We start from the raw sequence: 12,843 nt of genomic DNA, 5'->3' as shown, positions 1-12,843 counted from the left end.
GTCAGGCTTTTATTGCAAAGTGTGTTGCTCGATGAATTCGAGCGGCTGCAGTCCTTCGCGACTCACCAGGCGATTGAATTCAACTCGGGGTAACCGAACAGCCAGAAGACTCTGGCCTTCTTCGTCGTGTTCTTCGCTCTGCACCGCGCCCAAGTTGAAAAACTGGGCACGCAACCGGGCGAACTCCTGCGTCAGGCGCAACGTCCCCACAAAGAGATCATTGCCCAATACTTCAGCGATGGCTTGCCTGAGCAAATCCAGACCGCGTCCGTCACGGGCAGAAACCCAGACCCGCTGCGGCTTGCCATCAGCATCGCGTTGAATCTGCGGCTCCACCCCTTCGAGCAGATCGAGTTTGTTATAGACCTCGAGCATCGGCAAGTCCTGGGCGCCAATCTCGCCCAGCACCACCATGACCTGCTCGATCTGCTCAAGGCGATCGGGCTCGTGAGCGTCGATCACATGCAGCAGCAGATCGGAGTTGCTCGATTCTTCGAGCGTAGCCCGAAAGGCCTCGACCAGCTTGTGCGGCAAATGGCGGATAAAACCCACCGTATCGGCCAGCACAATCGGCCCGAGGTCTTTGACTTCAAGGCGGCGCAGGGTCGGGTCGAGGGTCGCGAACAGTTGATCGGCAGCGTAGACATCGGAGTCGGTCACCGCATTGAACAGCGTTGACTTGCCGGCGTTGGTATAGCCGACGATCGACACCGTAGGGATATCGGCGCGGGACCGGCCACGACGAGCCTGATCACGCTGACTGCGGACTTTTTCAAGCCGGCCCTTGATCTGACGCAAGCGCACACGCAAAAGACGTCGGTCCGTTTCAAGCTGGGTTTCACCCGGGCCGCGCAGACCGATACCACCGCCCTGACGCTCAAGGTGAGTCCAGCCACGGACCAGCCGCGTACTCATGTGTTCAAGCTGGGCCAGTTCGACCTGCAGCTTGCCTTCGTGGGTGCGCGCCCGTTGGGCGAAGATGTCGAGAATCAGGCCCGTACGGTCAAGCACGCGACACTCAAAAACACGTTCGAGGTTACGTTCCTGACTGGGTGTAAGGACATGATTGAAGATGACGATATCTGATTTTTCGGTTTTGACCAGGTCGCGTAATTCCTCGACCTTGCCGCTGCCCACCAGATACTTGGCCGTAGGCCGATGTCTTGGCACGTTGACGAACGAGACAATATCGGCACCGGCCGACAGCGCCAGTTCCCTGAACTCCTGCGGATCTTCGCGCGCCTCAGGGTCCTGACCATCCAAGTGAACGAGGATCGCCCGCTCACCACCACTGTGGCGCTCAAAGAACAAAGCAGACTCCTATCAGGCGTTACCTGGCTCGGCGTCAGCCTGCTCGGATTCGGTAGCGCTAGGCAGACGAATCGGGCGGACAGGAACGACAGTCGAGATGGCGTGTTTGTAGACCATTTGGCTGACAGTGTTCTTCAGCAAAATAACGAACTGGTCAAAAGATTCGATAGTGCCTTGCAGCTTGATGCCGTTTACCAGATAGATCGAAACCCCAACCTTTTCTTTACGCAAAGTGTTCAGGTAAGGGTCTTGTAGCGAATGCCCTTTTGACATGTGCCGCACTCCTTTAAGGATCAATAGAATAAATTTCGAAAACGTTGGCTTGGGCCGCTACCTCCCGAAGGCTATCCCCCAAGGATAGACGGCTATTGCAAGGACTCAGCTCAATATGGAGACCGACCCCAGGTATTTCAAGGCGCGTGACAGATTGTCGCTAGCCAGGCTGTCCAACCAGTGCAAATCCTGCCAGCTGCGCAACCAGGTGAACTGCCTCTTGGCCAGCTGGCGCGTGGCAATGATGCCGCGCTCCTGCATCTCATCCCGAGTCAGCTTGCCGTCCAGATGATCCCAGACCTGGCGATACCCTACAGCTCTTATAGACGGTAAATTCGAGTGCAGATCACCCCTCGAACGTAGCGCTACGACTTCTTCAACGAATCCTTCATCAAGCATTTGCCTGAAACGCACAGCAATTCGGTCGTGGAGCACCTTGCGATCCGTCGGTGCGATCGCGAGATTTGCGACAGTATAGGGCAATTGATGACGCCCCGAAGCGCTCGCTTGAGCACTTTGCGCACTTTGTTGTTCACGGTGCGCGGTCATGCTCATTCCGCTCACCCGAAAGACTTCCAGCGCACGAACCAGCCGCTGAGGATCGTTGGGGTGAATTCTCGCTGCCGACACCGGATCGACGCTCGCCAGCTCATCATGCAATGCCTGCCAACCCTGACTGGCCGCTTGCGCCTCAATCTGCGCACGAATCTCGGCGTCAGCCGCAGGCATATCGGCCAGGCCTTCCAGTAGAGCCTTGAAATACAACATCGTGCCGCCCACCAGCAGGGGAATTTTTCCCCGGGCGGTAATTTCCCCCATCGCCTGCAAGGCATCGGTTCGAAAATCCGCCGCAGAGTAGCTTTGGCCGGGGTCGAGGATATCGATGAGCCGGTGCGGATACTTTTCCAGAAGTGCTTTTGATGGCTTGGCGGTGCCAATGTCCATGCCGCGATAGACCAGCGCGGAATCCACGCTGATCAGCTCACACGGAAGCACCTTGGTCAGCTCGATGGCGAGATCGGTTTTCCCGGCGGCGGTCGGCCCCATCAGGAAGATGGCCGGAGGAAGAGCACTCATCAGCGACCGCGCAGGAATAGTTTGTCCAGATCATCCAGACCCAGCTGAGTCCAGGTGGGCCGTCCGTGGTTGCATTGACCGCTGCGCTCGGTGTTTTCCATGTCACGCAGCAGGCCGTTCATTTCCGGAATGGCCAGACGCCGGTTGGCGCGAATCGCGCCGTGGCACGCCATGGTGCCGAGCAGCTCATTCATGTGCGCTTGAACACGGTCGCTGGTGCCGTACTCCATCAGATCGCCCAGCACGTCGTGCACCAGTCGATTCGCCTCAGCCTGCTTGAGCAGTGCAGGGATCTGCCGGATCGCGAGCGTCTCTGGCCCCAGGCGCTGTAGTTCGAAGCCCAGTTGCTGGAAGGTTGCCATGTGCTCCTCGGCGCAGTCGGCCTCTCGCTGGCTAACCGCGATGGACTCCGGCACCAGCAGCGGCTGACCGCTCAGGCCTTCGCTGGCCATGGCGATCTTCAAACGTTCGTACATGATCCGCTCGTGGGCGGCGTGCATGTCCACCAGCACCAGGCCGTGGGCGTTTTCCGCGAGGATATAAATGCCCTTGAGCTGAGCGAGGGCATAACCCAGCGGCGGCACATCGCCTTGGGAGTCGGGCAACGCGACGCTGCCTGCACCCACCGGAGCCTGTGCGCCGGGCAGCGGGGCAAAGAATTCGCTATAAGCGGCACGCGCCTCTTCAGCCGGAAGCACCGACGACGGCCGCGGCGTGTACTGATACTGATAACCTGCGCCGCTGCCAGAGCCGGGGGCGGATCCGGCGGGCGGGTTCCAGGCCTGACCCTGTGGCGTCTCGAGCACGTTATTGGCCAAGCGCATTTCGCCCTGGGGCCCGAACTCGCCGGCATCCGGCCCGCTTGGGCGCACCAGCGCGGTGACCGAGGTCGTACCTGCAAGCTGATCCTCAGGCCGTACATCGCCGAGCGCCCGATGCAGCGTACCGTAGAGGAAATCGTGAACCATGCGCCCGTCGCGGAACCGCACTTCATGCTTGGTCGGGTGAACGTTAACGTCGACGACCGCCGGATCGACTTCAAAAAACAGCACGAAGGTCGGATGCCGGCCGTTAAACAATACGTCGCGATAAGCCTGACGCACCGCGTGGGCAACCAGTTTGTCGCGGACCGCGCGGCCGTTGACGAAGAAATACTGCAGATCGGCCTGACCGCGGGAGAACGTCGGCAGTCCGACCCAACCCCATAACCTCAGCCCATTGCGCTCGACCTCGATCGGCAGCGCCTGTTCCAGAAACCCGGGGCCGCAAATAGCCGACACCCGTCGCGCACGCGATACGTCATCGCGCGCTTCGTGCAGGCTCAGGACGGTCTTGCCGTTATGGCGCAAGTGAAAGGCCACGTCGAAACGCGCCAGCGCCATGCGCTTGATGACTTCCTGGAGATGATCGAACTCGGTTTTCTCGGCCTTGAGAAACTTGCGCCGCGCAGGGGTGTTGAAGAACAGGTCGCGCACTTCCACGGAGGTGCCGACAGGGTGCGCAGCAGGCTGAACGCGCGAAGCCATGTCGCGGCCTTCGGTCTCGACCTGCCACGCCTGATCAGCATCGCGGGTGCGCGACGTCAGGGTCAGACGGGCCACGGAGCTGATCGAGGCCAGCGCCTCACCTCGGAAACCAAGGCTCATGACGCGCTCAAGGTCTTCCAGCTCGCGGATCTTGCTGGTGGCATGTCGGGCCAGCGCAAGGGGCAGGTCATCGGAGGAGATGCCGCCACCGTCGTCGCGAACACGCAGCAGCTTGATGCCGGCCTGCTCAACGTCGACATCGATACGACGCGCGCCGGAATCGAGGCTATTTTCGAGCAGCTCCTTGATTACTGATGCCGGTCGCTCGACGACCTCGCCCGCAGCAATCTGGTTGGCAAGCCGTGGGCTGAGCAGCTGGATACGCGCGGCTTCTGCCGCAGGCAAATCCGCGCTTACGCTGACATCCAGTTCCTGATCACCGAGCAACATGTCAGTCACGGCTCACCTGCCAGTTCTGCGCTGGGGATTCTCAATTGCTGGCCGACTTTTAATTCGTCAGAACTTAAATGATTGGCGGTGCGAAGCATCGGCATGGTCATGTCGTAGCGCGCCGCGATCATGCTCAGCGATTCGCCGGGACGCACCGTGTGCTCGCGCGCACCCATGGCGAGTTTGCCGTTGTCCCGCAGCCAGGCGATGTACGTACCTTGCGGCGGATTCTGCTGGAAGAACTGCTTCACGCCGGCGGTAATGGAACGCGCCAACGCTTGCTGGTGGCTTGCACCTTCCAGCTTGTTCGCTTCCGCCGCGTTGGAGATAAAGCCGGTCTCGACCAGAATCGACGGAATGTCCGGCGACTTCAGCACCATGAAGCCGGCCTGCTCGACGCGGGATTTGTGCAACGAGGTCACGCGGCCGATGTTGGTCAGAACCTTCTGGCCGACGTTCAGGCTTGAAGTCAGCGACGCGGTCATCGACAGATCAAGCAGTACGCCGGCGAGCATGCGGTCTTTGTCATCGAGGCTCACAGCCCCGGCGCCCCCGATCAAGTCGGAACGGTTTTCACTGTCCGCCAGCCAGCGTGCGGTTTCAGAAGTCGCGCCGCGCTCGGACAAAGCAAACACCGAAGCCCCGAACGCCGCCGAGGAAGGCGCCGCGTCGGCGTGAATGGAGACGAACAGATCAGCGCCCTTGGCGCGTGCGATTTCCGTGCGCTTACGCAGCGGGATGAAGTAGTCGCCGGTGCGGGTCAGCTCTGCGCGATAGCCCTTCTCGCCGTTGATCTGGCGCTGCAGCTCCTTGGCAATCGCGAGCACGACGTTCTTTTCTTTCTCACCGCGGCCGCCGGACGCGCCTGGGTCTTCGCCGCCGTGACCGGCATCAATGACGACAACAATGTCACGCTTGCCATTCGGCACAGGGGTGAGTTTGATTTCAGGTTTGGACGGACTGACCGGCACCGCAGGCGTCGCCGGAGCAGCGGTGGCCGGGGTATCGGCAACCGACGGCGGCGGATTGGCATCGGCGGCGTTGTCGTACAGATCGACGACCAGACGGTTGCCGTATTGCTGGTTCGGCGCGAGGGTGAAACTCTTTGGTGTCACCGCCTTTTTCAGGTCGATGACCACGCGCAGGTCGTCAGGCGTGCGCTGCGCCGAGCGCATGCTGGTGATCGGCGTATTGGCCGTCGGCACATTCAACGCACCACCCAGGGTGGCGCCATTGATATCAATGACCAGACGATCAGGGGACTGCAGCGTGAAGACGCTGTGCTGAACGGGGCCAGACAGGTCGAAAACCAGCCGAGTGTTATCCGGAGCACGCCATAAGCGGACACTTCGTACCTGTGAAGCGGCCAACGCGTCGACAGCCAGTGTCGCCAGCAGCAGTCCAATCACAGTAACCAGCGCGCGCATGCGCATACCAAACCCCATATCTAATGAATTTCTATTTAAACGACGGCGCCAAAGCGGCACACCACTGCTCACCACGGGAGCTTTTAGGGCTCAGCGTCAGCGCTCGACCTTGATCGAGCGGCCTTATGGTAATGATCAGGTCAGGCTTTGGCAAAAAGCCTGCACCAAGATTGGGCCATTCGATGAGACAAAGGGCATCGCCTTCGAAATAGTCCCGGATGCCGAGGAATTCTAGCTCTTCTGGATCAACAAGTCGGTAGAGATCAAAGTGATACGCGCGGTTTCTCCCAATTTCGTAAGGTTCTACCAGCGTAAACGTCGGACTTTTAACCGCGCCAGTATGGCCAAGGCCGCGAATGATCCCTCGGGACAGCGTGGTCTTGCCCGCCCCCAGATCGCCCTCCAGAAAAATAATCCCATTGCTTTCAGTCACTTGGGCAATACGTGCGCCGAAGTGGGTCATGGCCTCTTCACCCATGAGCTCCAGGGTTAGCTCAGACACGGTTGGTGCTCCTCCAGAAGCTGGCGAATAACAGGAATCAGATCAGCGGCAGCGAGCCCTCGCCCGCTGGCGCCACATTGCTCACCGGCGAGGGCGTGCAGCCAGACACCCAGACAGGCAGCGTCGCAGGCGCTCATCTTTTGCGCCATCAGCGCGCCGATGACACCGGACAGCACATCGCCCAGCCCGCCGGTCGCCATCGCCGGATGGCCATGATTGGCCAGTGAGAGGTCACCCGCAGGGTTGGCGATCAGGCTGCCGCTGCCTTTTAAAACGCATACAGCGTTAAATTTTTTAGCCAGCGCCCGCGCCGCAGCCGGACGATCGGCTTGAATGTGTTTGGTATCGGTGCCCAGCAGCCGCGCGGCTTCGCCAGGATGCGGGGTGATTACGCTGCCCTCGGGCAGTTGCACCGTGCCGGTCGCCAGCTCGTTCAGCGCGTCAGCATCCCAGACCTGCGGCAACGGCGCGTTGGCAGCCGCCGACAACAGGCTTTTCCCCCAACTGTGCTGACCGAGGCCCGGACCGACCACCAGCACCGACGCGGGCTCGATCAAGGCGCGCAACTGGTTGGCCGAGCTGATGCCGGCGCTCATGACTTCGGGGAATCGCGTCAGCGCGGCGCTGACATGTTCCGGCCGCGTTGCCAGCGTGACCATGCCCGCGCCGGTGCGCAGCGTGCTTTCAGTGGTGAGCAATGCCGCGCCGCCGAAGCCCCGATCGCCGCCCACCACCAGCACGCGGCCGAACATGCCCTTGTGCGCAGTGCGTGAGCGAGGGGCCAGGGTAGGCAGATTGAAGGTATCCAGCCGTCTGACGCTCACTGGCGTCTGCCGAATGATCTCGGCGTCCGCCTGCAAGTCATCGAACACCAGCTCACCCACCAGCTCGGGCGCATCGCCGGTGAACAGCCCGACCTTGAGGCCGATGAAGGTGACGGTCAGATCGGCGTGAACGGCACAACCGAGGGTTCGCCCCGTGTCCGCGCACAGTCCCGAAGGGAGATCGACGGCCACGACGGGCAACTCACTGTCGTTGATGGCTTCAATGGCCGCAGCGTAAGGCGCGCGCACGTCGCCCGTCAGTCCAGTCCCCAGTAACGCGTCGACCACGATGCCGGCCAGCGCCTGCTGTTGCCATGACTGAATATCGACATTGGCGGCGACGGCCTCTTCATAGGCCGAACGGGCATCGCCGGCCAGCGCGTCGCAATCACCCACGGCCAGCACGTTAACTTGCCAACCGGCACGTCGGGCCAGCGCAGCAATGAGATAGCCGTCACCTGCGTTATTGCCGCGACCGGCCATCACCGTCAGCTGTTTGTCCTCAGGCCAACGGCGGCGTATTGCCCGCCACGCGGCATGGGCGGCCCGTTGCATCAGCTCGAAGCCGGGCGTGCCGGCGGCAATCAGGCGCGCATCGAGGTCGCGGACCTGAGCGGCGCTGTACAGTGCGTCGGGAAATGGGGGTTTGCTGTGCAACATGCGTCTTTGGGCTCCGATGTCTGGCAGAATTATACGCACCTGCGCCCCGGTGTCCTCCTTGCATGTCCGCGATAACTGTAGATCCATCCACAGCCTCAACGCCCCTCTCGGCGGCCGGGCTGACCGACCTTGCCCAATCGATCAAGGCGTGGGGGCGCGAGCTTGGCTTTCAGCAAGTCGGGATCTCGGGGCTGGACCTGGCTGAGCATGAGCAGCACTTGGAGCGATGGATCGACGCCGGGTACCACGGCGAGATGGACTATATGGCAGCGCATGGCAGCAAACGTTCGCATCCGGACGAGCTGGTGCCAGGAACCCTGCGCGTGGTGTCGTTGCGCATGGACTATCTTCCCGGCGACACGCAGATGGCTCAGTTGCTGGGGCAGCCTGAGAAAGCCTACGTTTCCCGTTACGCGCTGGGCCGTGATTACCACAAGCTGATCCGCAAGCGCGTGCAGCAACTGGCGGAGCGTATTCAACAGGCGATCGGGCCATTCGGGTTTCGCGCGTTCGTCGACAGCGCACCGGTGCTGGAGAAGGCCATTGCCGAGCAGGCCGGGCTGGGCTGGATCGGCAAGAACACCCTGGTGCTCAATCGCAAGGCCGGCAGTTATTTCTTCCTCAGCGAACTGTTCGTCGACCTGCCGCTGCCGGTAGACGCGCCACACACCACCGAGCATTGCGGGCGCTGCACCGCCTGCCTGGACGTCTGCCCGACCAATGCGTTCGTCGGGCCCTACGTGTTGGATGCGCGCAAGTGCATTTCCTACCTGACCATCGAGCTAAAGACGTCGATCCCCGAAGACTTGCGCTCACTGATCGGCAATCGGGTGTTTGGCTGCGATGACTGCCAGATCGTCTGCCCGTGGAATCGCTTCGCCCGGCCAACCGATCAGACAGACTTCAAGCCGCGCCACGGCCTTGATAACGCCGAATTGACGACGCTTTTTTTGTGGGATGAAACGACCTTCCTGAGCAACACCGAAGGCTCACCGTTGCGGCGCGCCGGGTATGAGCGGTGGCTCAGAAATCTGGCCGTGGGGCTGGGTAACGCGCCGTCGACCATCCCCGTGATCGAAGCGTTGAAAGCGCGGCGGGAGCATCCGTCTGAGATGGTGCGCGAGCATGTGGAATGGGCGTTGCGGCAGCATGAAGCCAGGGCCCCAGGACGCTTGCTGTAATAACGCGCTGACTCAATGCCCATCCTTGTAAACAAACTTCGGCATTTCCCAGCGAAACCTGATCGCCAGCAGCCGCAGTAACAGCCCGCCAAACAGAGTAATCAGCGTGCCCTGCTCCACCGGCAAGCCGGCGTACTGACACAGTAAAAAGCACCACGCGGCGGCGAACGACACGCTGGCATACAGCTCGCGGCGGAAGATGAGTGGGATGTCGTTGCAGAAAATATCCCGCAGGATCCCGCCAAACACGCCCGTAATCACCCCGCTCACGGCGGCGACGGTCATGCTCAAGCCCATGTCCAGCGCGGTCATGCAGCCGATCAGTGTGAACGCCACCAACCCCAGCGCATCGAGCACCAGAAACAGCGAGCGCAGATGGCGCATCAGCGGTGCGATGAAAATCGTCACCAGCGCCGCGACGCTGGTGAGGATCAGATATTCCGGGTGCTTGACCCACGTCAGCGGGTAATGCCCCAGCAGCACGTCGCGAACCGAACCGCCACCCAATGCCGTGATGCACGCGATCAGCACCACACCGAACCAGTCCATGCCGCGACGGCCTGCGGACAGCGCGCCGGTCATGGCCTCGGCCGTAATAGCGATCAGGTAGAGCATCAACAACATGGCGGCAGTCCCTGCGAGAGAGGGGCGCAGTCTACCCACTCGACCCGGGCACCAAAAGAGAGTGTTTAGCTTTGCGTCCTCTTCCGGCGACCGCGCTTGGCCGCCGGCGCCCTGTCATCAGGACTTGATGAAGTGCTCGCGATAGAAACGCAGCTCGGCGATCGACTCACGGATATCGTCCAGCGCCAGGTGAGTGCTGCCCTTCTTGAACTTGAGATCAGGCGACCAACGTGCGGCCAGCTCCTTGAGCGTCGAGACGTCGAGGTTGCGGTAGTGAAAGTAGTTTTCCAGCGTCGGCATGCGCTTGTACAGGAAGCGACGATCCTGGCAGATGCTGTTGCCGCAGATGGGCGAACTGCGCTCGGGGACCCACTGCTTGATGAACTCAAGCGTCATGGCCTCGGCTTCGTCGTTGGAGATGTTGCTTTCGCGCACGCGCTGAGTCAGGCCGGAGCCACCGTGCTGACGGGTGTTCCACTCGTCCATGCCGTTCAGCAGCTCATCGCTCTGGTGCACCGCGATGACCGGGCCTTCGGCCAGGGTGTTGAGTTCGCTGTCGGTGATGATCGTTGCCATCTCGATGATGACGTCGTTATCAGGGTCCAGACCGGTCATTTCCAGGTCGATCCAGATCAGATTCTGTTTGTTCTGCATATGTCGGCTCCTCAGCGTTGGCGCGCAGTTTAGCCCACCCGGGCGTGCTAGACTCGCTCGCGCTTTATCAAATCAGCACCTTTATGCGTCTTCAAACGGAACACTGAACACCCATGGCCAAACGCCAACTCAATCGCCGCCAGAACTGGCGCATCGAAAAGATTCAGGGCGAACGCGCAGCGCGCGCCGCAAAACGTGAATCAACCGCTCTCGAAACGCTGGAAGGCGGCGATCTCGGTCCCGAGCAAACGGGTCTGGTCATCGCGCATTTCGGCGTGCAGGTAGAAGTCGAAGCGCAGGAAGGCGAGCTGCAGGGTCAGGTTTTCCGCTGCCACTTGCGCGCCAACCTGCCAGCACTGGTGACCGGCGACCGAGTCGTCTGGCGCGCGGGCAATCAGGGCATCGGCGTGATCGTTGCGCAACTGCCCCGCGATACAGAACTGAGCCGCCCGGACAGCCGGGGCCAGCTCAAGCCGGTCGCCGCCAACGTTGACCTGATCGTCATCGTTTTCGCACCGATGCCCGAACCCCATGCCAACCTGATCGATCGTTACCTGGTGGCTGCCGAGCACGCGGGGATTCGCCCGCTGTTGCTGTTGAACAAGTTTGACTTGATCGACGATCAGAACGCCCCGGCGCTCAATGCGCTGCTGGCCGTTTATCGCACGCTGGGTTACCCGGTGCTGGAAGTGTCGGCTCACCACGGCGACGGCATGCAGCAATTGCAGGACCAGCTGGATGGCCACATCAGTGTGTTCGTCGGCCAGTCCGGCGTCGGCAAATCCTCGCTGGTCAACAGCCTGCTGCCGGAAGTCGGCACCCGCGTCGGGCCGTTGTCGGAGTATTCGGGTCAAGGCACGCATACCACCACCACCGCGCGCCTGTTCCACTTCCCGCGCGGCGGCGACCTGATCGACTCACCGGGTATTCGTGAATTCGGCCTCGGTCACGTCAGCCGCGCCGACGTCGAAGCGGGCTTCATCGAGTTCAATGATCTGCTCGGCCGATGCCGCTTCCGTGACTGCAAGCATGACCGCGAACCCGGCTGTGCGTTGTTGCAGGGCCTTGCAGACGGACGCGTGCAGCAGCAGCGCATGAACAGCTATCGCTCGATTATCGCGAGCCTGCCGGAAAGCAGTTATTGATTCAGCGGTAGTGGCCAATCCGATTTAGGCCTTCCCGGCTGAAGCCGGTCCTACTGACTGCGGGCCCGTTAATTGAAACGCGCACACAAAAACGCCGCGATCATCGCGGCGTTTTTGTGTCTGCAACCCAGTATCAGTTCTTGGTGTCGTCGATCTTCAACTGGCCCTGATCGAAGATGTTCAGCTTCTGCCGAATCTCGTGGGGCTGGGCATAAGCCTGTGGGTCAACGGCAGGTGTGGAAGTGGACGCCCCTGGCTGATTGGCCGGCGCTGTAGCGCCAGGTACAGGCGATGGCGCAGGAGCTCCTGGTGCATCCGGGGTTTGCGGTGCTTCACCTGAATTCTGCGCGCCTTCGATCCGCTGCTGCGCTTTCTTGGTCATCACCACAATGTCGATGCGACGGTTGATCGGGTTTTGCGGGTGCTCCTTGTCATACAGTGCCGAAGACGCATAACCCACTACGCGCGCCACCTGCTGATCCGGATACCCTCCCGCGACGAGCGCCCGGCGTGCGGCATTCGCTCGACCGGAGGACAGCTCCCAGTTACCGAAGCCATTGTTACCAACAAAGGGCGTCGCGTCGGTGTGTCCGCTGATGCTGACTTTGTTCGGCACGGCTTTGATGGTGTCGGCCATGGCCAGCAAGATGTCTTCGAAATACGGTTTGAGCTTCGCGCTGCCGATGTCAAACATCGGGCGGTTTTCGGCGTCCATGATCTGGATGCGCAAACCGTCCTGAGTGATCTCGAACAGAATCTGGTCCTTGAACTTCGCCAGTTGCGGATTCTCGTTGATCTTGGTCTGCAACTCTTGCAGCAACATCTCCAGGCGGTCCTGCTCGACCTGCTCGGCGGCGGCATCCTGCTGGTCTGCATCAACGGGCACGCGATCCGGCGCAGGCGTGGATTGCACTTCCGGGTTGAGCGTCTGGTTAGGGGACATTTCCGGCGAACCGCCCAGGTCAATCACATAGGGCGAGCCGCTGTCGGAAAAACCGACCGGGTCCTTGAAGTAACCGGCGATGGCAAGCAGTTGCTCGGGGGTGGCCGACGACATCAGCCACAGCACCAGGAAGAACGCCATCATCGCCGTCGCGAAGTCGGCAAAGGCGATTTTCCAGGCGCCGCCGTGATGCCCCCCGCCGTAGCGCTTGACGCGCTTTATGATAATCGGCTGATTATTTTCCAT

General features: G+C 61.1%; 12 protein-coding genes. 2 read left to right on the top strand and 10 right to left on the bottom strand.

Annotated elements, in window-relative coordinates:
- Window positions 1–9: 9 nt before the first annotated feature.
- The 7 genes from hflX to QMX88_RS07110 form a co-directional block, all read right to left on the bottom strand.
- Window positions 10–1,311, bottom strand: coding sequence for a ribosome rescue GTPase HflX (gene hflX, locus QMX88_RS07140; protein ID WP_192171093.1), 1,302 nt, complete (start codon window positions 1,309–1,311; stop codon window positions 10–12).
- A 12-nt stretch (window positions 1,312–1,323) separates the two neighbouring features.
- The gene (gene hfq / locus QMX88_RS07135; protein WP_019691505.1) at window positions 1,324–1,584 is read right to left on the bottom strand and encodes an RNA chaperone Hfq; all 261 of its coding nucleotides are present in this window, start codon (window positions 1,582–1,584) and stop codon (window positions 1,324–1,326) included.
- 105 nt (window positions 1,585–1,689) lie between these two features.
- Window positions 1,690–2,661, bottom strand: a complete 972-nt coding sequence (gene miaA, locus QMX88_RS07130) for a tRNA (adenosine(37)-N6)-dimethylallyltransferase MiaA (protein ID WP_282367732.1) — start codon at window positions 2,659–2,661, stop codon at window positions 1,690–1,692.
- Complete coding sequence (gene mutL / locus QMX88_RS07125) at window positions 2,661–4,637, bottom strand: DNA mismatch repair endonuclease MutL (protein WP_282367825.1); 1,977 nt, start codon at window positions 4,635–4,637, stop codon at window positions 2,661–2,663. Before mutL ends, miaA begins: the two co-directional genes overlap by 1 nt.
- 5 nt (window positions 4,638–4,642) lie before the next feature.
- Entirely contained in the window at window positions 4,643–6,082 is a 1,440-nt protein-coding gene (locus QMX88_RS07120; RefSeq protein ID WP_197983590.1) for an N-acetylmuramoyl-L-alanine amidase, read from the bottom strand.
- A 13-nt stretch (window positions 6,083–6,095) separates the two neighbouring features.
- Entirely contained in the window at window positions 6,096–6,566 is a 471-nt protein-coding gene (gene tsaE / locus QMX88_RS07115) for a tRNA (adenosine(37)-N6)-threonylcarbamoyltransferase complex ATPase subunit type 1 TsaE (RefSeq protein ID WP_192171096.1), read from the bottom strand.
- A complete protein-coding gene (locus tag QMX88_RS07110) occupies window positions 6,554–8,050 on the bottom strand; it encodes an NAD(P)H-hydrate dehydratase (RefSeq protein ID WP_282367720.1) in 1,497 nt (498 codons plus the stop codon). The genes tsaE and QMX88_RS07110 overlap by 13 nt, the downstream gene beginning before the upstream one ends.
- 62 nt (window positions 8,051–8,112) lie before the next feature.
- Between QMX88_RS07110 and queG the strand changes: the two genes are divergently transcribed.
- A complete protein-coding gene (gene queG, locus QMX88_RS07105; RefSeq protein ID WP_282367718.1) occupies window positions 8,113–9,231 on the top strand; it encodes a tRNA epoxyqueuosine(34) reductase QueG in 1,119 nt (372 codons plus the stop codon).
- A gap of 12 nt (window positions 9,232–9,243) precedes the next feature.
- Here queG and QMX88_RS07100 read toward each other — a convergent pair whose 3' ends face one another.
- On the bottom strand, window positions 9,244–9,855 hold the full coding sequence (locus tag QMX88_RS07100) for a trimeric intracellular cation channel family protein (RefSeq protein WP_122533826.1): 612 nt from the start codon (window positions 9,853–9,855) through the stop codon (window positions 9,244–9,246).
- 117 nt (window positions 9,856–9,972) lie between these two features.
- Window positions 9,973–10,509 (bottom strand): oligoribonuclease, encoded by a 537-nt coding sequence (orn, locus tag QMX88_RS07095; protein WP_282367713.1) that lies wholly within the window; start codon window positions 10,507–10,509, stop codon window positions 9,973–9,975.
- Window positions 10,510–10,622: 113 nt separating this feature from the next.
- On the opposite strand from orn, the gene rsgA reads away from it, so the two are divergent.
- On the top strand, window positions 10,623–11,654 hold the full coding sequence (rsgA, locus tag QMX88_RS07090) for a small ribosomal subunit biogenesis GTPase RsgA (RefSeq protein ID WP_192171099.1): 1,032 nt from the start codon (window positions 10,623–10,625) through the stop codon (window positions 11,652–11,654).
- Between the two features lie 133 nt (window positions 11,655–11,787).
- On the opposite strand, the gene motB is transcribed toward rsgA, so the two are convergent.
- Window positions 11,788–12,843 carry a flagellar motor protein MotB gene (gene motB / locus QMX88_RS07085; protein ID WP_282367709.1) on the bottom strand — a complete coding sequence of 352 codons (1,056 nt, stop codon included), beginning with the start codon at window positions 12,841–12,843 and terminating at the stop codon, window positions 11,788–11,790.

It is taken from the genome of Pseudomonas sp. PS02290 (genome assembly GCF_029960075.1).
In the GTDB taxonomy this organism is placed as follows: domain Bacteria; phylum Pseudomonadota; class Gammaproteobacteria; order Pseudomonadales; family Pseudomonadaceae; genus Aquipseudomonas.
This window is presented reverse-complemented; position numbering and strand designations above follow the sequence as displayed.

Excerpts from the sequence above, each read along its gene's own strand:
- hfq (WP_019691505.1), bottom strand. The coding sequence starts at position 1,584 with ATGTCAAAAGGGCATTCGCTACAAGACCCTTACCTGAACACTTTGCGT.
- miaA (WP_282367732.1), bottom strand. The coding sequence starts at position 2,661 with ATGAGTGCTCTTCCTCCGGCCATCTTCCTGATGGGGCCGACCGCCGCC.
- mutL (WP_282367825.1), bottom strand. The coding sequence starts at position 4,637 with ATGTTGCTCGGTGATCAGGAACTGGATGTCAGCGTAAGCGCGGATTTG.
- QMX88_RS07120 (WP_197983590.1), bottom strand. The coding sequence starts at position 6,082 with ATGGGGTTTGGTATGCGCATGCGCGCGCTGGTTACTGTGATTGGACTG.
- QMX88_RS07110 (WP_282367720.1), bottom strand. The coding sequence starts at position 8,050 with ATGTTGCACAGCAAACCCCCATTTCCCGACGCACTGTACAGCGCCGCT.
- queG (WP_282367718.1), top strand. The coding sequence starts at position 8,113 with ATGTCCGCGATAACTGTAGATCCATCCACAGCCTCAACGCCCCTCTCG.
- QMX88_RS07100 (WP_122533826.1), bottom strand. The coding sequence starts at position 9,855 with ATGTTGTTGATGCTCTACCTGATCGCTATTACGGCCGAGGCCATGACC.
- orn (WP_282367713.1), bottom strand. The coding sequence starts at position 10,509 with ATGCAGAACAAACAGAATCTGATCTGGATCGACCTGGAAATGACCGGT.
- rsgA (WP_192171099.1), top strand. The coding sequence starts at position 10,623 with ATGGCCAAACGCCAACTCAATCGCCGCCAGAACTGGCGCATCGAAAAG.
- motB (WP_282367709.1), bottom strand. The coding sequence starts at position 12,843 with ATGGAAAATAATCAGCCGATTATCATAAAGCGCGTCAAGCGCTACGGC.